At 66.5% G+C, this 19,350-nt stretch carries 15 protein-coding genes and 1 tRNA gene; 4 read left to right on the plus strand and 12 right to left on the minus strand.

Annotation, left to right across the window (positions count from 1 at the left end):
- Window positions 1-138: 138 nt before the first annotated feature.
- The 5 genes from pth to U7114_RS00250 all read right to left on the minus strand — a co-directional run bounded on the left by pth (window position 139) and on the right by U7114_RS00250 (window position 4,383).
- Window positions 139-732 carry an aminoacyl-tRNA hydrolase gene (pth, locus tag U7114_RS00230; RefSeq protein ID WP_157238706.1) on the minus strand — a complete coding sequence of 198 codons (594 nt, stop codon included), beginning with the start codon at window positions 730-732 and terminating at the stop codon, window positions 139-141.
- 109 nt (window positions 733-841) lie between these two features.
- The gene (locus U7114_RS00235; protein ID WP_157238707.1) at window positions 842-1,462 is read right to left on the minus strand and encodes a 50S ribosomal protein L25/general stress protein Ctc; all 621 of its coding nucleotides are present in this window, start codon (window positions 1,460-1,462) and stop codon (window positions 842-844) included.
- Between the two features lie 286 nt (window positions 1,463-1,748).
- A complete protein-coding gene (locus U7114_RS00240) occupies window positions 1,749-2,729 on the minus strand; it encodes a ribose-phosphate diphosphokinase (protein ID WP_157238708.1) in 981 nt (326 codons plus the stop codon).
- A gap of 2 nt (window positions 2,730-2,731) precedes the next feature.
- Entirely contained in the window at window positions 2,732-4,210 is a 1,479-nt protein-coding gene (gene glmU / locus U7114_RS00245; protein ID WP_323056211.1) for a bifunctional UDP-N-acetylglucosamine diphosphorylase/glucosamine-1-phosphate N-acetyltransferase GlmU, read from the minus strand.
- 101 nt (window positions 4,211-4,311) lie between these two features.
- Window positions 4,312-4,383: transfer RNA gene (locus U7114_RS00250), tRNA-Gln, on the minus strand.
- Window positions 4,384-4,590: 207 nt separating this feature from the next.
- Here U7114_RS00250 and U7114_RS00255 point away from each other — a divergent pair.
- Complete coding sequence (locus U7114_RS00255) at window positions 4,591-5,163, plus strand: TetR/AcrR family transcriptional regulator (protein ID WP_323056485.1); 573 nt, start codon at window positions 4,591-4,593, stop codon at window positions 5,161-5,163.
- A 108-nt stretch (window positions 5,164-5,271) separates the two neighbouring features.
- Here the strand turns inward: U7114_RS00255 and U7114_RS00260 are convergent, their stop codons facing one another.
- The 5 genes from U7114_RS00260 to U7114_RS00280 all read right to left on the minus strand — a co-directional run bounded on the left by U7114_RS00260 (window position 5,272) and on the right by U7114_RS00280 (window position 11,479).
- Window positions 5,272-7,101: an ABC-F family ATP-binding cassette domain-containing protein gene (locus tag U7114_RS00260; RefSeq protein WP_157238709.1), complete on the minus strand. Its 1,830-nt coding sequence runs from the start codon at window positions 7,099-7,101 to the stop codon at window positions 5,272-5,274.
- Window positions 7,102-7,138: 37 nt separating this feature from the next.
- A complete protein-coding gene (locus U7114_RS00265; protein WP_157238710.1) occupies window positions 7,139-8,098 on the minus strand; it encodes a 4-(cytidine 5'-diphospho)-2-C-methyl-D-erythritol kinase in 960 nt (319 codons plus the stop codon).
- The gene (gene rsmA, locus U7114_RS00270) at window positions 8,095-8,964 is read right to left on the minus strand and encodes a 16S rRNA (adenine(1518)-N(6)/adenine(1519)-N(6))-dimethyltransferase RsmA (RefSeq protein ID WP_321215753.1); all 870 of its coding nucleotides are present in this window, start codon (window positions 8,962-8,964) and stop codon (window positions 8,095-8,097) included. Before rsmA ends, U7114_RS00265 begins: the two co-directional genes overlap by 4 nt.
- A 162-nt stretch (window positions 8,965-9,126) precedes the next feature.
- On the minus strand, window positions 9,127-10,296 hold the full coding sequence (locus U7114_RS00275) for a transglycosylase family protein (protein ID WP_323056212.1): 1,170 nt from the start codon (window positions 10,294-10,296) through the stop codon (window positions 9,127-9,129).
- 277 nt (window positions 10,297-10,573) lie between these two features.
- Window positions 10,574-11,479, minus strand: coding sequence for a TatD family hydrolase (locus U7114_RS00280; protein ID WP_321215752.1), 906 nt, complete (start codon window positions 11,477-11,479; stop codon window positions 10,574-10,576).
- 162 nt (window positions 11,480-11,641) lie between these two features.
- Here U7114_RS00280 and U7114_RS00285 point away from each other — a divergent pair, with 162 nt between their 5' ends.
- Genes U7114_RS00285 through U7114_RS00295 form a run of 3 tightly spaced genes read left to right on the plus strand, consistent with a single transcriptional unit; the run spans window position 11,642 to window position 16,753 of the window.
- Window positions 11,642-12,769, plus strand: a complete 1,128-nt coding sequence (locus U7114_RS00285) for a MoxR family ATPase (RefSeq protein ID WP_323056213.1) — start codon at window positions 11,642-11,644, stop codon at window positions 12,767-12,769.
- Between the two features lie 10 nt (window positions 12,770-12,779).
- Window positions 12,780-14,219 (plus strand): DUF58 domain-containing protein, encoded by a 1,440-nt coding sequence (locus tag U7114_RS00290; RefSeq protein WP_323056214.1) that lies wholly within the window; start codon window positions 12,780-12,782, stop codon window positions 14,217-14,219.
- On the plus strand, window positions 14,216-16,753 hold the full coding sequence (locus tag U7114_RS00295) for a DUF3488 and transglutaminase-like domain-containing protein (protein ID WP_416235530.1): 2,538 nt from the start codon (window positions 14,216-14,218) through the stop codon (window positions 16,751-16,753). Before U7114_RS00290 ends, U7114_RS00295 begins: the two co-directional genes overlap by 4 nt.
- Before the next feature lie 19 nt (window positions 16,754-16,772).
- Here the strand turns inward: U7114_RS00295 and U7114_RS00300 are convergent, their stop codons facing one another.
- Both U7114_RS00300 and rsmI read right to left on the minus strand, forming a co-directional pair.
- Window positions 16,773-18,272 carry an NAD-dependent succinate-semialdehyde dehydrogenase gene (locus U7114_RS00300; RefSeq protein ID WP_321215751.1) on the minus strand — a complete coding sequence of 500 codons (1,500 nt, stop codon included), beginning with the start codon at window positions 18,270-18,272 and terminating at the stop codon, window positions 16,773-16,775.
- Between the two features lie 184 nt (window positions 18,273-18,456).
- Window positions 18,457-19,332, minus strand: a complete 876-nt coding sequence (rsmI, locus tag U7114_RS00305; protein WP_321215750.1) for a 16S rRNA (cytidine(1402)-2'-O)-methyltransferase — start codon at window positions 19,330-19,332, stop codon at window positions 18,457-18,459.
- Window positions 19,333-19,350: the final 18 nt, after the last annotated feature.

Consider the following 19,350-nt stretch of genomic DNA (forward strand, 5'->3'; position numbering starts at 1 on the left):
TGTAGCCCCATCGCTCCCCCGCATAGGTAGAAGACTACCCCGCACCAGAGACAAGGAGACAGGGCCAAAGGCACTTAAGTTTTCAAAGTTACCGGAGATTTCAAGTTGCTGGAGTAATTGACTGACCGGAGTTCTTGGTTACTGGCGTTCGGACTTCGCTGGATGGAACTTCTGCTGCGCCGCCGTGAGGCCGTCACGCAGCAGCGCTTCAACCGCGTCTGCAGCATCGTCCAGGAGGAAGGGCAGTTCCTTCAGCTCGGCGGAGCCGAAGTCGCGCAGCACGTAATCGGCGGTCTCCATGCGTCCCGGCGGCCGGCCCACCCCCACCCTGACGCGGAGATAGTCCTTGGTGGCCAAGGCCCTGGAGATGTCCCGCAGCCCGTTATGGCCGCCTTCTCCCCCGCCGATCTTGAGCTTGACCGTATTAAAGGGAATGTCGATCTCGTCGTGGACCGCCACCACATGGTCCGGGGCAATGCCGTAGAAGTTCGCCAGCGCCGCAACGGGCCCGCCGGAAACGTTCATGTAGCTCATCGGCTTTGCCAGCACGACGCGGGGTCCGCCGATGCCGAGGCGGCCTTCGAGGACCTGGGCGCGGGCCTTGTGGCTTTTGAAGCCGGCACCTATGCGGCCTGCCAGCTCGTCAAGCACCATCTGGCCGACATTGTGCCGGTTGCCCTGGTACTGGGCGCCGGGGTTTCCAAGGCCGACAATCAGCCAGCTATCAGTCATGAGTCAATCCTAGGGTGGGTGGCCCGCCGGCCTGGTGCCGCAACGGGCAGTAGACATGCCAATGGCCGGACCCCGCGGGAGTCCGGCCATTGGCAGGGAATGCGGCTGATTACTCGGCTGCGGCTTCCTCGGTGGCCGCGGAAGCGGCCTCGGAGGCAGCTTCGGCCTCTTCGCCTGCTTCTTCCTCTGCGACCTCAACGGCCTCGGAGATGTTCACCACGAGGGCCTCGGGGTCGGTCAGCAGGACCGAGCCCTTGGGCAGGACCAGATCGGAAGCGTGGATGTGCTCACCGGCGCCACGGCCTTCGATGCTCACCTCAACGGCCTCGGGCAGGTGGGTGGCCTCGGCCTCGAGGGACACCACAGTCAGTTCCAGGTTGTGCACGGTGCCGGGGGCGGTTTCGCCGGCAACATGGACGGGAACGTCAACGGTGACCTTTTCGCCCTTGCGGACGGTGAGGAGGTCGATGTGCTCGATGATCTGCTTGATGGGGTCGCGCTGGACGTCCTTCACCAGGGCCAGGTGGCCTTCGCCGTTGATGTCCAGGGACAGCAGGGCGTTGGGGGTGCGGACTGCCAGGGTGGTGGCCTTGGCCGGAAGCGTGACGTGGATGGGCTCTGCGCCGTGACCGTAGATGACGGCGGGGATGAGGTTGGCCATCCGGGCGCGGCGGGCGTAGCCCTTGCCGAATTCGGTGCGCAGTTCTGCTGCGAGCTTCTGCTCAGACATGGAAATCTCCTTGAATCCTAAACGGTGTTCAGCAAGGGCGGAGGTCTGTTGCGACCTTCAACGCCGGGCGGCCGGAGCCGGCCCATCCTAGAAGGGAGATTCAGACCCAGTCGATAACGGAGACCTGCAACGGCTTCCCGCAGATGCGGTTACCGGTGCTCTCCCTCGCCAAGGTATCGCTGAACAGCTTACCAGCGCCGGGCCCGTTTACTGAAAACGGTCCCCGCCAGCTCCCCAGGCTCGCCCAGGGAACCCTGCCGGCGTGGGCCCATTGCAGCCGACGCCGTCAGGCGTTGCCGTCGAAAAGGCTGGTGACCGAACCGTCGTCGAACACTTCACGGACGGCGCGCGCGATCAGCGGGGCGATGGAAAGCACCGTCAGCTGGGGGAACCGCTGGGATGCAGTGAGCGGCAGGGTGTTGGTGACAACCACTTCACGGGCGCCGGACTCGGAGAGGCGCTTGGCGGCGGGATCGGAGAAGACCGCGTGGGTGGCCGCGATGATGACATCCTTGGCACCGGCGTTCTTCAGCACCTGCACGGCACCGGAGATGGTTCCGCCGGTGTCGATCATGTCGTCGATCAGGACGCAGGTGCGCCCCTCGATCTGGCCCACCACGGTCTTGGACACGGCCTGGTTCGGCACAGTCAGGTCCCGGCTCTTGTGCACAAAGGCGAGCGGCGCGCCGCCCAGGCGCTCGGCCCACTGCTCCGCGACGCGGACGCGTCCGGTGTCCGGGGAAACGACGGTAACGTTTTCGGCGGCCACCCGGGTGCGGATGTAGTCAGCGAGCAGCGGAATGGCCATGAGGTGGTCCACCGGGCCGTCGAAGAAGCCCTGGATCTGCGAGGTGTGCAGGTCCACGCTCATGATGCGGTCCGCGCCGGCGGTCTTGTACAGGTCCGCCACAAGGCGGGCGGAGATGGGTTCCCGGCCCCGGCCCTTCTTGTCCTGGCGTGCGTAGGGGTAGAACGGGGACACCACCGTGATGCGCTTGGCGGAGGCACGCTTCAGCGAATCGATCATGATCAGCTGTTCCATCAGCCAGTTGTTCAGCGGGAAAGGGTGGGCCTGGATGACAAAAGCATCCGTACCGCGGACGCTTTCACCGGCGCGGACATAGATCTCACCGTTGGCGAAGTCATAGGCGTCCACCGGCAGCAGGTCGGTACCGAGCTCCTTGGCGATCTCCTTGGCCAGCTCCGGGTGGGCCCGGCCGGTTGCGAGCACCAGTTTCTTCTCGCCGCGCGCCGTAATTTCGCTCATGGTTACTTGCCCTCTTCTGTAGATGCCGGGGTACTTGAGGAATCTGTGGTGGCCGCCTGGGCCAGTTCAGCGGAGCGGGTTCCCGGGCGGTTGGCCGCGACCCATCCCTCGGCATTGCGTTGGGCGGCAACGGTCACGGCAAGCGCTCCCGCCGGCACGTCTTTTCTGATCACGGCGCCGGCACCGCTGTAGGCGCCGTCGCCCACGGTGACCGGAGCAACGAACACCGTGTTGGAGCCTGTCCGGACGCCCGAGCCGATGACCGTGCGGTGCTTCTTCTCGCCGTCGTAATTCGCCGTGATGTTTCCGCAGCCGATGTTGGTGTCCTCGCCGATTTCGGCGTCCCCGGCATATCCGAGGTGTGACAGCTTGGAACCGCGCCCGATAGTCACGTTCTTGGTTTCGTAGAACGCGCCGATCTTTCCGGTGTCCCCCAGGACAGTGCCCGGACGCAGGTAGGTGAAGGGGCCGACGGCGGCGCCCGCGCCGATGACGGCGCCGGAACCGTGGGTTCGGGTTACCTTTGCGCCCTCGCCGATGGTGACATCCGTCAGGGTGGTGTCGGGGCCGACGACGGCGTCCCTCGCCACGGTGGTGGCGCCGTGGAGTTGGGTGTTGGGAAGGATCCGGACGTCCTCGTCCAGGGTTACGGACGAATCGATCCAGGTGGTGGCGGGGTCCACTACGGTGACGCCGGCGCGCATCCAGGTCTCCACGATGCGGCGGTTCAGCTCTGCGCCGAGGGCGGAGAGCTGGACGCGGTCATTGGCGCCTTCCACCTGCCAGCGGTCGGCAGTAACGACGGCGGCGACGCGGCCGCCTGCCTTCCGGGCGAGTCCGAGCACATCAGTGAGGTATTTTTCGCCCTGCGAGTTGTCGGTGGTGACGTGGGTGAGTGCGTCCCGGAGGACGGCTGCGTCAAAGGCGTAGATGCCGGAGTTGACCTCACGGATCAGGCGTTCGGCGTCCGATGCGTCCTTGTGTTCGCGGATGCCGGTCACGGTGCCGTCCTCGCCGCGAAGGATCCGGCCGTATCCCGTGGCATCGTCAAGATCGGCGGTCAGCACGGTGACGGCATTGGCTTCACGCTCGTGCGTGGCCACAAGCTCGGCCAGCAGTTGTCCGGACAACAGCGGCACGTCGCCGTAGGTCACCACCACGGTGCCGGTAAGGTCCTGTTCTGCGTCCAGGGCCTGCAGGGCCACTTCCACAGCACGGCCGGTGCCGGGGATGTCGTCCTGGTCCACGATCAGGGCAGCAGGGTCCAGCTCCGCGACGTGGCGTGCCACCAGGTCGCGTTCGTGGCGGACCACGATGGCCAGCTGCCGGGGGTTGATGCTGCGGGCGGCCAGCAGTGCGTGGCCCACCATGGACCTGCCGCCGATTTCATGCAGGATCTTGGGGGTACGCGACTTCATCCGCGTACCGGCGCCTGCCGCCAGGACGATTACTGCGGCCGGGCCGGTATTCTCGGGGATCACGTACGGGCTCTCCTTGCTTGGTTACGCTGGCGCTTACGGTGTCCCGGCGAAATTGCGGGCGGCACCGTATGTCATCCTACTGAACGCTCCTCGCACAGCAGTTCCGCCCATAGGATTCGAACCTATACTCCACGGCTCCAAAGGCCGGGGTGCTGCCATTACACCAGAGCGGACCATGCCTTGGCGCGCGGCCGGGCACAAGTAGTTATTTTGCCACGGGTTCGGGGCGCCGCGCGACATGGGGCCTTCATCCCCTGCCCTTCCCCCGTTCCTGTCCCGCCTTGCCCGCTTTCCCGGCCCGTCCGGAGCGCCGCAAATCCGCCGGGAACGCGTGGTGCATGATGGAACGGTGAGCACCAACCCCTCAGCGGCGGAGCCAGCTGATCGACGTCGGACGCGGCCTCTTCGCCGTCCGCGGGCTCGACGGCACCACCATCGAGGAAATTGCTGCCTGCGCCGGAGTCTCCAAGCCGGTCATCTACGAACACTTCGGCTCCAAGGAAGGCCTGTACACCCAGGTGGTAGAGCACGAGTTTCGGCTCCTCCTGGACTCCATCAACGGCGCACTCACCGAGGAAGCCAAGCCGCGCGTCCTGGTGGAACGTGCCGCCCTGGCCCTGCTCACCTACATCGAGGACCGCACCGAAGGTTTCCGGATCCTGATGCGGGACGCTCCGCCGTCCCAGCCGGAAGGCGCCTTTTCCACACTGCTCTCGCACGTGACCGCCAAGGTGGAACACATCCTCTCCGACGAGTTCGACCGGCGCGGCTTCAGCGCCCGGGACGGCGCCATGTACGCCCAAATGCTCGTAGGCATGGTGGCAATGACCGGCCAATGGTGGCAGGACTCCCGCCAGCCCGACAAGCACACGGTGGCCGCACACCTCGTCAACCTCGCCTGGAACGGCCTGACCGGCCTCAAGAAGGACCCGGAACTGCAGTCTGAACTCTAGGCCTCGCCGTGGTTCCGTCCGCGGCGAAGGGGGTCATCCTCTGCATGCTGGCTCGTTCCTCGCCTCTGACGCATGCTGCCGGATAACCCCCTTCCCCGCTTGTGAGGGTCAGTCGCCCAGGAGTTCCGAGGACTCAAGCCATTCGAGTTCCAGGGCGTCCTTTTCGTCGGCCAGGTCCTTGAGCTGCTTGTTCTGTTCTGCCAGGGCGTCGAAGTCGGACTTCTCCGTGCTCTTGACCATGTCGTCGTGAAGCTTCTTTTCCTGCTGGTCGAGCTTCTTGATCTGCCGTTCGATCCTGTTGAGGGCCTTCCGGGCGTCGCGCTTCTCTGCTTCCGAGGCGCCTGACGGGGCTGAGGCGGCGGTGCTGCTGCCGGCGCTGGTGACGGGGTTCCCGCCGCCGGTGACCGTGGAGCCTGCCAGGGCGGACTCACGCAGCTCGAGGTACTGGTCCACGCCGCCGGGCAGGCCGCGGAGCTTGCCGTCGCCGAGGAGTGCCATCTGATGGTCGGTGACCCTTTCCAGCAGGTAGCGGTCGTGGCTGACCACCACCAGGGTTCCGGGCCAGCCATCCAGGACATCTTCGACGGCCGCAAGGGTATCGGTGTCGAGGTCGTTGGTGGGCTCATCCAGCATCAGCACGTTGGGTTCGCCGACAAGCAGGCGAAGAAGCTGGAGCCGGCGGCGTTCGCCACCGGACAGGTCCTTGACCGGGGTCCACTGCTTCTCGTTGGTGAAACCCAGCTGCTCCACCAACTGGCCGGCACTGAATTCCTTGCCGCCCACGTTGAAGGACCGCTTTTCCCGCTCAATCACCTCGATGACGCGCAGGTCCTTGACGTCGTCGAGTTCCTTGACCTCCTGGGTCAGGACAGCGGTGACCACGGTCTTGCCCCGCTTGACCTTTCCGGCGTCGGGAAGGATTTCTCCATTGAGAAGCTTCAGGAGCGTGGTCTTGCCGGCGCCGTTGACGCCCACCAGTCCCAGGCGTTCGCCGGGGGCAAGACGCAGGGTGATGTTGTCGAAGAGCTTCCGCCCGTCATCGCTGCCCTGGAAGTTGAGGGAGACGTTCTCCAGGTCCAGCACGTCCTTGCCCTGGCGGGCGGTTGCCATCTTGCTGAGGGCCATGGAGTCCCGCGGCTCAGGCACATCTGCGATGAGGGCGTTGGCGGCCTCAATCCTGAACTTGGGCTTTGCCGTCCGCGCGGGTGCCCCGCGGCGGAGCCAGGCGAGTTCCTTCTTGACCAGCTGCTGGCGCTTGCCCTCAACGACGGACGCCATCCGGTCCCGCTCGGCACGGGCCAGCACGTAGGCGGCATAACCGCCTTCAAAGGGGTCAACGATCCCGTCGTGGACTTCCCAGGTCTTGTTGCAGACCTCATCGAGGAACCACCGGTCGTGGGTCACCACCAGGAAAGCACCCTGGTTGGGCCGCCAGCGCGTCCTCAGGTGGCGCGACAGCCAGGCCACACCCTCCACGTCGAGGTGGTTGGTGGGCTCGTCCAGCATGATGACGTCGTGGTCCTCGATCAGCAGTTTGGCAAGCGCCACGCGCCGCTTCTGGCCGCCGGAGAGTGCATGGACGTTGGCGTGCCAATCGACGTCGGACACCAGCCCGCCCATGACTTCGCGGATCTGGGGATTGCGGGCCCACTCGTAGTCCGCCTGGTCCCCCACGATCGCGGCACCCACTGTCAGGTCGCCGTCGAGCACGTCGCTTTGATCCAGGTATCCCACGTTGACGTCACCGCGCTTGGTGACCCTGCCCGAATCCGGCGTGGAGCGCAAGGCAAGCAGCCGCATCAGGGTGGATTTGCCGTCGCCGTTGCGCCCCACCATGCCGATCCTGTCACCCTCCTCAAGCCCCAGGGTTACCCCGTCCAGGACTGTACGGGTCGCGTAGGAGACCGTCAGGTTCTCGCCGCCAAGAAGGTGTGCCAAAGGAACTGCTTTCTGCTTCAGGTAAAAAACTGGAGGTTTAGAGGAGGGTGTCGGAAATGATGCGCGCCCCCGGAACCGGGCCATGGACTGCGAGGGCTGTCAAGCCGTAGTGCCGCAGATCCGCGGCCAGGCCTTCAGCGGCCACCGAATCATCAGTCAGCAGGGCCACCGTGGGCCCCGATCCGGAGACGATGCCCGCAATTGCTCCGTGCGATTCTCCGATACCCAGCGTATCGCGCAGGGCGGGCGCCAGTTCAATGGATGCCCGCTGGAGGTCGTTGACCAGGACACGGCTCAGCGCTTCGGCGTCACCGCTGCGCAACGCTGTCAGGATCTTCGGGTCCACCCCGGTGGGTTCTGCGGCGTTGGCGCCGGCCGCTTCGCGGAGGCGGTCAAGGGTGCGGTACACCTCGGGAGTGGGAAGCCCGTAGTCCGCGGTGACCAGTACCCAGTGGGTCTGTGCCTTAGCCAGCGCCGGCGAAAGTTCGTCGCCCACGCCCAGGCCAACCGCCGTGCCGCCAAGGAGGGAAAAGGGGACGTCGGCCCCCAGTTCGGCAGCGAGGTGCGCCAGCTCTTCCCGCGACAGGCCACTGTTCCAGAGCGCGTCGCAGGCCAGCAGGGTTGCGGCAGCATCTGCCGATCCGCCGCCCATGCCTCCTGCCACCGGCACGCGCTTGGTAATTTCCAGATGGACCCCGGTGGAGTGCTCGGAGACGTCGGCCATAATCGCCGCGGCCTTGTGGGCCAGGTTGTTTCCGTCGAGCGGGATGTCCGCGGCGTCAAGATCGACCGTGCTGGCCGGGCTGAGGCTGATGGTGATCCCGGGCGTCTCCGTGCTGGTGGCAGCCACTTCCTCGTAGAGGGATACGGCCAGGTACACGCTGGCAACGGAGTGGTAGCCATCCGGTCGCAGCGGCCCCACTTCCAGCGAAACGTTCACCTTGCCGGGGGCTTTGACGCGGACTGTCCTTGCGGTGAACCGTCCCGGGGCGCTCATGCCAGCGCCTGCTTGGCTTCCGCGATTTTCGCGAAGGCTTCGATGCCGATGACCTCGCCCCTGGCGGTGGGGTCGACGCCGGCGGCAACGAGGCAGCGCTCCGCTTCCGGCGCCCCGCCGGCCCAACCGGCCAAAGCGGCCCTCAGGGTCTTGCGCCGCTGGGCGAAGGCGGCGTCCACCACGGCGAAGACCTGTTCCCTGGTGGCTGTGGTGACCGGAGGCTCACGCCGGGTAAAGGCCACCAGCCCCGAATGGATCTTGGGCGCCGGCCAGAAAACGTTCATGCCGATCACCCCCGCTTTGCGCATCTGGCTGTACCAGGCCGCCTTTACCGACGGCACGCCGTAGGTCTTGGAACCCGGCCCAGCGGCCAGCCGGTCCGCCACCTCATCCTGGACCATCACCAGTCCGTGCTGGAGGCTGGGGAAGTGCTGAAGGAGGTGCAGCACCACGGGAACGGCGACGTTGTAGGGCAAATTGGCCACCAGTGCCGTGGGCTGCACCGGCAGCTCCGTGACCTTCATGGCATCGGCATGCACCAGGTGGAAGGCTCCCGCGGCGGCCGGCCGCCATTCCCTGACGGTTTCCGGCAGTTTGGCAGCCAGCACCGGGTCAATTTCCACCGCCACTACCGACGCCGCAGCATCGAGGAGTCCGAGGGTCAGGGATCCCAGCCCCGGCCCCACTTCCAGCACTGTCTCTTCCGGGCCAACATCCGCGGCGGCCACGATCCTGCGGATGGTGTTGCCGTCGATGACAAAGTTCTGGCCGAGGGTCTTGGTGGGGCGGACACCGATCTCCTCCGCGAGCCGGCGTATGTCGGATGCACCAAACAATGGTGCGGGCGCGGGGATTGGTTCAGTCACCTAGGTATCCTATCCCGCGCGGTACGGGCGCCCCACCGGAAAAACAGGAGGGGGAAACAGGCGGGGAACCCGCCGGGAAAGACTGCCCGGTTAAACGGCTGCGGCCGGCCCCGGGTATCCGGGACCGGCCGCAGTGCCCGCATGGGCAGGCAATCCGCGAGGTCAGCTGGTGGCAGCCCAACCGCAGCCCCACGGCTGCAGGCCGCGCTGTGCGTAAACGCGGTTGGCAATGTCGATCTGCTGGGCCTTGGTGGCAAGGCTGGCGTTGGGGGCGTACGCGCCGCCGCCGGCGCCGATCCAGGTCCGGATATCGAACTGAAGGCCGCCGTAGTAACCGTTGCCGGAGTTGATGCTCCAGTTTCCACCGGACTCGCACTGGGCAATCTTGTCCCACATGGCTTCGTTCATCATTGCCGGAGCAGCGGCCCCGGTGTTGGCGCCTGCAGATGCCGAGGTGGCAGCCTGCGCAACGGGCTTGGGCTTGGTGCCCACGGTGACCTTCTCAGGTACGGGCTGGACCGCAACAGTCTCCGACACAAGGGTCCGGGACGCTTCGCGGCCGTCCACCAGTACCAGCTTGAAGGTCTTCTCCAGCTTGCCTGCGACGCCTTCCTGGGTGACTTCTTTTTCACCCTTCAGCAGTTCGGCGCTCTCACTGGTGACAATCTCGAAGGGGACGTCCTCTGTGGCGACCGCAGTCTGGCCGGTGTCGACGCGCGAGACCTTGATGACCATGTTGTTCACCACGTGCGCGTTAGCCGGCTGCGACGTGCGGTCGTTGGCACCAAGGGCCAGGCCGGCGTCTTCGAGGACCTTGCCGACGGTGGCCGCCGTGGTGGTTGCGGTGTCCACCTTGCCGTCGGCAACAATGCTGACGGACTTCGGTGTGGAGATGGAAACGTAGGATCCGGCAACTGAAAGCTGGGCATCCTTGGGCGCGGAAACCGAGGACGCGCTCGCGACGCCGAGTTCAGTAACCAGCCCCGCGACGTCCTGCGCGGTAGTGTTCACCGTCTTCTCGGCACCGTCGAGGCTCACCTTGACCTCTTTGGCCTTGTTGACGTTGATTACCGTGCCGTTCTGGACCGACGCATCAACGGACGGTGACACGCGGTCTGCAGGGTTGAGTTCCAGGTTGGCGCTCTTGACCACTTGGCCAACAGTTCCGCCGAACGTCTGCACGGACGAGACCTTGCCGTCAACATTGAGTGTGATGGTCTTGTTATTGCCGACGAAGGCTACGAGGCCCACCACGAGTGCGCAGAGCACCAGCAGTTGCGCGCCAACCTTGACAAAGCTGAACTTGCCGTCCGACGTAAAGAACTTGATCACGATTGCCCGTAACTTTAGGTCCATCCGGGCACGGGGAATCGCGCAATAAAATGCCCGGTACGGCCACAAGGGGCAGTCCGGGCACCGTTGCGCCGCCTAAACTCCGCTCAATCGGCAGGCCGGGCAACGCCCGAGAGCCTGCTGCAGAAAGAAGTGAATTACCCGCTGGCCTTCCCCGACCCCGGCTAATATCTGTCCACTGTAACCGTAGCGTTATAAAGCAACCAACAATTGTGCATACCGGGTATTTATTTGACAATGCCCGGGAAACGGCCGCCTAGTCCCAGGATCCGTATGCCCGTACGGTATTTTCGCTTATTCGGGCGCATATTTCTGCAAGATCGGATTCTGTCAATTCGGCCATGGCGCGGACTGTGTAAGGAACCATGTAGCTGGCGTTCGGCCGCCCGCGGTGGGGGTGCGGAGTCAGGAACGGCGCATCGGTTTCCACCAGGACCAAACCAGGGTCCGCAACTGCGAGGGCCCGGCGCAAATTCGCCGCATTCCGAAAAGTCAGCGTACCTGCAAAGGACATCCACCACCCTTCCTCGTTGCAGATCCTCGCCAGCTCGTCGTCGCCGGAGAAACAGTGGAAAACCACCCGCCCCGGCGCGCCTTCTTCCCTCAGTACCTGGACGACGTCGTCATGCGCGTCCCGGTCGTGGATCTGGAGCGTCAGGTCCAGGCGCTTGGCGATGTCGATATGGCGCCGGAAGGAGTACCTCTGATGCGCCAGCCCCTCCCCCTCGGTGCGGTAGAAATCGAGCCCGGTCTCCCCGATGGCCCGGATCCGGGGGTGGGAGGCGAGCTGCTCAATCTCTGCGAGCGCTTCTTCCAGTTGGCCGCGGGCGGCGTAACGGGGGGCGTCGTTGGGATGCAGCGCCACCGCCCCCAGCAGCCGCTCGTCCAGGTCCACCGCGCGGACCGTGAACCGGGACGATTCCAGGTCGCAGCCCACCTGGACTGCTCCCTGGACACCCACGGCCGCGGCGGCATCCAAAGCCGCCTTCACTCCGACCGGGGCCTGTCCGTCCGGGAAGTCAAGGTGGGTGTGGTTGTCCATAACGGGTACCGGCAGGGGTTCCGGAGCGGGCGGAAACGCCTTTTGCCGTGAGTTCCCCGGCTCCGGTGCGCCTGCCGTTGCGGGGTCCTGGTAGGCAGCGGGAGGAAGCGGATTGCACATCCGTCCAGCCTAGCCGCGGATGCTGCCGCATATTTGTCGGAACTCTCTGTCTGCGGTGGCAGTTGTGTTAGTAGTCTGGTACGAACACATGCGAACGCCCACCCGACGGGCGAAGGCAGGCTTGCTGTCCCGTCCAGGTGAACCAGCGCTGAAAGGTTGCCGATGGAACCCCACCGACGCACTGCCAACGATGTGAGCGCTGTGCACGGCAACCTGGCGGGGATCACCGATCCCGTCAGCCGTTTGAACGGCCACCGCCCCGCAGCCATGGACGCTGCATCCTTCCACGCAGCGAGCCAGCGCATCCTCACGTCCGTTAATACAGTCATCGATGGGAAATCCGACGCCGCCAAACTGGCGCTTACCGTACTGCTGGCCCAGGGCCACCTGCTGCTTGAAGATGTCCCGGGCGTAGGGAAGACACTCCTCGCCAAGACACTGGCACGCACCATCGACTGCACCGTCAACCGGATCCAGTTCACCCCGGACCTGTTGCCGTCCGATGTGACGGGCGTGTCCATCTACAACCAGGCCTCCCGGCTGTTTGAGTTCCGTCCGGGGGCTGTCTTCGCCAACATCGTCATCGGCGACGAAATCAACCGCGCCTCGGCCAAGACCCAGTCCGCGCTGCTTGAATGCATGGAAGAGCACCAGGTGACGGTGGACGGCAACTCGTACCGGCTCGACGAGCCGTTCATGGTGGTCGCCACCCAGAACCCCATCGAAATGGAGGGGACCTACCCGCTGCCCGAGGCGCAACGGGACCGTTTCATGGCCAGGATCTCCATGGGATACCCGGACAAGGACGCCGAAATCGAGATGCTCGAAACGCATCAGGCAACCTCGCCCCTGGCCAAGGTTTCCGCCGTCGTCACTGCAGCTGAGGTGGCGGCCATGATCACCACCGTCCAGCAGGTTTACGTGTCCCAGGCTGTCAAGGAGTACACAGTGTCCGTGGGCAGGGCCACCAGGGAAAGCCCGCTGCTCCGGCTGGGTGCCAGCCCCCGGTCCATGCTGCAGCTGCTGCGCGCGGCGAAAGCCACCGCGGCCCTGGACGGGCGCGACTTCGTGCTGCCGGACGACGTCGTCCACCTCGCCGAATCCGTGCTGGCACACAGGATCATCCTGGACCGGAAGGCCGCTGGTGCCGGGGAGACCCCCCACAGTGTCCTGCGGGGCATCCTGTCGCGCTTGCCCGTCACGTCCGGGACCGCTGGAGCCGGCACCAGGGCCCCTGCCCCTGCCGGCAGGACGGCTGCCCCGGTCACCGGCCTGGGCAGGAACCGCTAGGCGGCTACCCATGGCACTGCTGGACAAAGTGCCCCGGCACCTCTTCACCACCCGCGGCTGGGGCATGATCACCGCCGGCGGCATCGCCCTCGGAGCTGCGTACATCATGGGCCGCAGGGACTTGTTGACGTTGAGCGTGCTGCTCATAGTCCTTCCTTTGGTTTCCCTTGCCGGGATCCGGCTGGTGAAACCCAGGTTCCAGGTGTACCGGGAGTTCAATCCCTCCCCCGTGGAAACCTCCGCGCCCACGACCGTCCGGCTCGCGGTGGCCAGGACGGGAACCGGCAGCGGCCGGGCCACCATGGAGGAGCGGTTGCCTGCCCGCCTGGGCGAGTCGCCGGCGTTCCGTTTCCCTTCCCGTTCCGCCACAGGGGGCACCAGCCGGTACGAGTACCACCTGCGCTCAGCCCGGCGCGGGCAGTTCCTCATTGGCCCGGTGACGGCTGAGTTCACGGACCCGTTCGGCCTTTCGCTGCACCGCCAGGCGATTGACGACGGCGACATCCTCACCGTGACGCCTGCCGCCGTCGTGCTTCCCCTGACCGGGCTGGCCGGCGCCCGGGGCAACGACGGCATCACGGCCACCAGGATCCGGGCCAATCCCAGCGACGACGACGTCATGACCCGCGAGTACCGGCACGGGGATCCCATGCGGCGGGTGCATTGGGCCGCCACTGCACGCCACGGCGACCTCATGGTGCGTCAGGAGGAGTCGGTCACCACCCCCGAGGCAACAATCGTCATGGACCATCGGTACAGCGCGTTTTCCGGGGGCTCCGCAGGTCCGGCCGGGCAGGCTGGCCAGGACGGGCCCTCCATGGCCAGCAGCGCGGCCTTCGAGTGGAGCGTTGTGGCGGTCATGTCGATCAGCGCGCACCTGGCGGAGCGAAACTACGCCCTGCGCCTGCTGGACACCGGCGGCGGGCCTGCCTTCCTGCACTCGCCGTCCGCTCCCGAACCTGATGTTGAGGAGTACAGCGGCGGTGCCGGGCTCCAGTCCATCGGAGAAAGCCTTGCGGCCATCCAGCTGACCGGATCCCACCACGCCCGCCGCGACAATGTCCTTCACGAGTGGGCGGCCCGGGCGTCCACTCGCGACCGCACGTCCCATGACCCGGGGCCGGAGGCTTTCGACGACCTCCTCATGGACAAGCTGTCCGCACACCGCATGCGGGGTCCGGTGATCGCGGTGCTCGGAACCATTAGCCGCATGGAGGCCCTTGCGCTTGCCCCGGCGGCAGGCTACGCCACCAATGCCTTTGCCATCATCGCTGCCGAAAGGCCCGCAGAGTACGCGGATGTCCTGGAGGTGCTCCGCCAGGGAGGCTGGCGGGCAGTGGCCGTTGCCCCCTCGGTTCCCGTAGCGGCGGCCTGGAGCCAGTTCGACCAGGACCTTGCCATACCCGCCCCGACCGCCGACGTCCGCCGCGGAACGGGGGTGTCCCGGTGACCATGGCACCAGCCCGCAGGCACGGAACAGACCTGCCGTCCGGGACGCCTGGTGGAAACCCCGCCGCCCGGCCCCCGGTGGGCGCCTACCCCTGGGCCATGGCCGGAGCGATCGCCGTGGCCGTGTGCGGTGCCGCCCTTTCGCTGAACGGCGTGCTCCGGGGCTGGGGCTGGTACTGGCCGGTGCTGACCACCGTCCTTGTGGTCAGTTTCACCCTGGCCGCCCTCCGGTCCCTGCGCGCGCAGCCTCTGCTCGTGACGGCCGGCGGGTTCCTTTCCCTGGGTGCCATCCTGACGCTGACTTTTTTCCGCAGCTCAAGCTTTGCCGGGCTTGTCCCCACCGGAGGCAGCTTTGCCGAACTGGACCGCCTGGTCCGGCGCGCCAGCGAGACTGTTCTCTCCGAGACCGCGCCCGTGGCGCCCAATGTAGGCATCGTCATGGTTACCTGCGCTGTCCTGGGCCTGGCGGTGATCCTGGTGGATGCACTTGCGCTGCCGCTCGGCATGCCGGCCGCTACCGGGGTGGGGCTGCTGGCCATCCTGGTGGTGCCCGCGATGATCAAGCCGCAGAGCGTAGGCTTCTGGGGATTCGCCGCAACAGTTGCCGGATACCTGATGATCCTTGCCTGCAGCCAGTATTTCGCCCCCGATGCCCGGCTTCAGACCGATGCCGCCCGGAGTCCGGGCCACCTGCGGCGTGCCGTTCTCACGGGGTCCGTTGCACTCGCCGCAACCCTGGTGGCGCCCCTGGCCATTCCCGGCTTCGACCAGGGCACCTTCCCGCAAGGATCCCGCCTCAATCCGTGGGGCACGTCAACAGGACTGAACCCCATGATCACCCTGGGCAACAGCCTGCGCACTCCCGACGGAAGCGGGCGGATCACCTACGCCACCAATGCCGCCGCCCCGCTGTACCTGCGCTCGGTCACCGTGGACAATTTCGACGGCGAATCCTGGGGCCCCGACGACCGTGACGCTTCCCGCCTGCCGATGGGCGGCAGGATCGACCCTGGCTATACGGTGCTTGCCGACGAACAGCTCCGGCTGGTCACGGCCATCGACGCCGGCAGTTTCAACAGCCCCTACCTTCCCGCACCGTATGCCCCCGAAACGGTCCGCGGGCTCAGCGGCCGGTGGACCTGGGACCCGGCGACCTTGAGCATCAAGGGATCCGGCACCACAACATCACGAAGGCAGGAGTACCTGGTGACGTCCTCCGTGCCCAAACTGACGGCAGCGCTCCTGGATCAGTCCTCGGCAGCAGTCCAGGGCATCCCCGAGGACTTCACCCGGATCCCCGGCAACGTTCCCGACATTGTGCGCGCCACCGCCGATACCGTCGCCGGGACAGGCACGCCGTACCAGAAGGCGATGGCGATCCAGAAGTACCTGCGTTCGGCCGCGTTCACCTACTCACTGCAGTCTCCGGTGCAGGGCGGCTACGACGGCAACGGGCTCTCGGTGCTGGCTGACTTCCTCGAGCAGAAGAGCGGATACTGCATCCATTACGCGTCCGCCATGGCCGTCATGGCGAGGCTGGAAGGTATCCCCAGCCGGATCGCCGTAGGCTACGCCCCCGGCAGGCTCACGGGTGCCACCGTTTCCGTGGCCGGTCAGGGAGCGCTGCCCGAATATGAGGTGGATGCGCGTGATGCCCACGCGTGGCCGGAACTTTACTTCCAGGGCCTCGGCTGGGTGCCCTTCGAGCCCACTCCGTCCCGCGGTGTGGTCCCCGAATACGCCACGGAATCATCGGTATCTGCCTCCCCCGACGCACTGGACAACAACCAGGACCTGGTTCCCGGCGCCACGCCCGCTCCCGTTCCTGCACCCAGCACCACTCCCCTGCCCGCCCCCGGCGGTGGCGGCGGAAGCGCTGACGCCGGCGTCCAGCTCCTGCCGTGGCTCCTGGGCGCCGGCGGCGTCCTGGCGGTGGCGCTCCTTGCGGCCGCCCCCAGGATGGTTCGGGCGGGAATCCGGGCACGGCGGCTCCGGCCGCAGGACCCCGGCAAGGCCGTGCCCATGGGATGGCGCGAACTGCTGGATCTCGGCACCGACTACGGACTGCCCCCAGGCGCCAGCGAGACACCCCGGGCCTATTCGGCGCGGCTCCGTGGCACCCTGCTGGGGGACCCGGAAGGCGTGGACCGGCCCGCGCACCAGGCAGCCGCTGCCCTCACGGAAGAGTTCGAACGCCACAGCTACGGCCGCCCGCCCCGCACCATACCGGAACAGGATACCGATGACGCAAAGTCCCGGTCCGCCCGGGACAGGGCAACGGCCATGGCAGCCGAAGTCGGGGCCGTGGAAGAAACACTGCGCGCCAATGCTCCGCTCAGGCGGCGGCTGCAGGCCGCCTGGGTGCCGCCGTCGGTCATGGGCGGCCTGGGGCGCTTCCTCGCCGCCCCGTTCCGCTCCACTGGCCGCGCCATTGGCCGGGTCCTGGCCAGGACGGCTAAAGCCGCCGCACGCTCCTGGCCTGTTCCTTCCAGGCCCGGACCGCGCGACGGCGTCCACCGGCGAAGCGGGGGCTGACCGCTCCCAGCCCGTCGACTTATCCGGCGTAGGGATCGGCGATGCCGATGTACTGCGTGTAGAGGTACTCCTCGATGCCTTCGAGGCCGCCCTCACGTCCCAGGCCGGACTGCTTGACTCCGCCGAACGGGGCAGCCGCGTTTGAAATGACGCCGGCGTTCAGGCCAAGCATGCCGGTCTCGAGGCGCTCGCCCATCCGGATGCCGCGGTTCAGGTCCTTGGTGAAGACGTAGGCCACCAGCCCGTATTCGGTGTTGTTGGCCAGGCGGACGGCGTCGTCCTCGCTGCTGAAGGTGATGATCGGGGCCACGGGGCCGAAGATTTCCTCGGACAGGATCCGGGTGCCCTCCGTGACCCCGGACAGGATCGTGGGCTGGTAGAAGTAGCCCGGACCCTCCACCGGTCCGCCGCCCACGATGGCTTTCGCGCCGGAGGCAACAGCGTCGGAGACCAGTTCATGGACCTTGTCCCGGCTCTTGGCATCAATAAGCGGGCCCACTTTGGACTCAGGCTCGGTGCCGCGTGCGGTGGTCATGTCCTTCATTTTCGCGGCGAACTTCTCCGCGAACTCGGCGGCGATGGACTCGTGCACGATGAAGCGGTTCGCTGCCGTGCAGGCCTCCCCCATGTTGCGGAGCTTGGCGAGCATCGCCCCTGCGACGGCGGCATCCAGGTCAGCGTCCTCGAACACCACGAATGGGGCGTTGCCGCCCAGCTCCATGGAGGTGCGCAGGACTGTTCCGGACGCATCGGCGAGCAGGCGGCGGCCCACTTCCGTGGAGCCGGTAAACGAGAGCTTCCGCAGCCGGGAGTCCTTGATCAGCGGGCCGGTGGTGGCACCTGCCGTCGAGGTGGGGATGACATTCAGCACGCCCGCCGGCAGGCCGGCTTCCATCATGACGGCGGCAAAGAGCTGGGAGGTCAGCGGGGTAAGGTTCGCCGACTTCAGGACCATGGTGCAGCCGGCGGCGACAGCGGGGGCGATCTTGCGGGTGGCCATGGCCAGCGGGAAGTTCCAGGGCGTGATGAGCAAACAGGGGCCCACCGGCTTCTTGGTCACGAGCAGGCGCGACTTGCCGTCCGGAGACACGGAGTAGCGGCCGAAGGCCCGGACGGCTTCCTCCGAGAACCAGCGCAGGAACTCTGCGCCGTAGGTGACCTCGCCGCGGGCTTCGGCCAGCGGCTTGCCCATTTCCATTGTCATCAGCAACGCGAAGTCCTCGGCGCGCTCGGTCACCAGTTCAAAGGCACGGCGGAGGATTTCGCCCCGCTCGCGGGGAGGAACCTTCGCCCAGGACTCCTGCGCGGCGGCGGCCGCGTCCAGGGCTGCGGCACCGTCCTCGGGCCCGGCGTCGGCAAGGCTCAGCAGCACCTTCCCGGTGGCGGGATCTTCGACGTCGAAGGTCTTCCCGGAGATGGCATCGCGCCATTCGCCGTTGATGAGCAGGCCAGTGGGGATAGTGGCCAGAAGGGCGCTTTCGCGGTCTGCGGAAACGGCCGGCTGTGCAGTGACAGTCACGATGACTCCCTCGTCAGTAGGGTTGGTGCAGCCCGTCGGCAGCGGCCGGAGTGACCGGGCCCATACAGGCTGGATTACTGCCAGACTACTGCGGCGGCTTCACGCTGGTCTACGCCGTTGCGCACTGCCGGTCCGCGCTGGTGCTGTGCAGCTGCACAGCCGGTGCGGGTGCGGCCAGGGATTCTCAGCGGGCCGCCAAAACGGCTGAATAGAGCTCCCTTTTGCTCACCCGGACGTCCTCCGCGACGGCTGCAACGGCTTCCTTGAGCCGGATGCCCTGGGCCACGAGTTCGTTAACTGCCGCCACGTGGTCCTCCGGCGTCCCTGCCGCCTGGTCCGGCGCACCGCCCAGGACAACGGCGATCTCTCCCCTGATCTCCGTGCTTTCCGCCCAAGCCAGAAGTTCACCGAGGGTGCCACGGATTACTTCTTCATACGTCTTGGTCAGTTCGCGGCACACCGCACCGGGACGGTCCGGCCCGAACCGTTCGCGCAGTGCCCGGAGCATGGCCTCCAACCGGTGCGGCGCTTCGAAGAACACCATGGTCCGCTGCTCGCCTGCCAGGTCCGCGAGCCGCGAGGCCCTCTCCCCTGCCTTCCGTGGAAGGAAGCCTTCAAAGCAGAACCGGTCCGTGGGCAGGCCGGACAACGCCAGGGCGGTGAGCACTGCCGATGGCCCGGGCACGGCGGTGACCGTCAGGCCCGCCGCCACGGCACCTTGCACCAGCCGGAACCCGGGGTCCGACACCGAGGGCATGCCGGCGTCGGTGACCATGACCAGGGTGTTCCCCGCCCGCACCTGGTCCAGCAGCTCGGCGGTCTTCGCGGCCTCATTGTGTTCGTGGTAGCTGATGATCCGTCCGGCCACGGTCACGCCGAGGCTCTGGACCAGGCGGTGCAGCCGGCGCGTGTCCTCGGCGGCCACGATGTCAGCGGTTCCCAGCAGCTCCACCAGCCTTGCGGAAGCGTCCCCGGTGTTGCCGATTGGAGTGGCTGCAAGCACGATGCGCCCTGGAGTTGCCGGGCCGGAATCTGGAGGGGTGCTGGGGTTAGGGTCCACGCCACCAGCCTACTGCTG

Source organism: Pseudarthrobacter sp. C1, assembly GCF_034720455.1.
Taxonomy (GTDB): Bacteria; Actinomycetota; Actinomycetes; order Actinomycetales; family Micrococcaceae; genus Arthrobacter.

What these genes read in the sequence shown, in the direction of transcription:
- pth (WP_157238706.1), bottom strand. Translation starts at nt 732, where the DNA reads ATGACTGATAGCTGGCTGATTGTCGGCCTTGGAAACCCCGGCGCCCAG.
- U7114_RS00235 (WP_157238707.1), bottom strand. Translation starts at nt 1,462, where the DNA reads ATGTCTGAGCAGAAGCTCGCAGCAGAACTGCGCACCGAATTCGGCAAG.
- U7114_RS00280 (WP_321215752.1), bottom strand. Translation starts at nt 11,479, where the DNA reads ATGTGCAATCCGCTTCCTCCCGCTGCCTACCAGGACCCCGCAACGGCA.
- U7114_RS00290 (WP_323056214.1), top strand. Translation starts at nt 12,780, where the DNA reads ATGGCACTGCTGGACAAAGTGCCCCGGCACCTCTTCACCACCCGCGGC.
- U7114_RS00240 (WP_157238708.1), bottom strand. Translation starts at nt 2,729, where the DNA reads ATGAGCGAAATTACGGCGCGCGGCGAGAAGAAACTGGTGCTCGCAACC.
- U7114_RS00265 (WP_157238710.1), bottom strand. Translation starts at nt 8,098, where the DNA reads ATGAGCGCCCCGGGACGGTTCACCGCAAGGACAGTCCGCGTCAAAGCC.
- U7114_RS00285 (WP_323056213.1), top strand. Translation starts at nt 11,642, where the DNA reads ATGGAACCCCACCGACGCACTGCCAACGATGTGAGCGCTGTGCACGGC.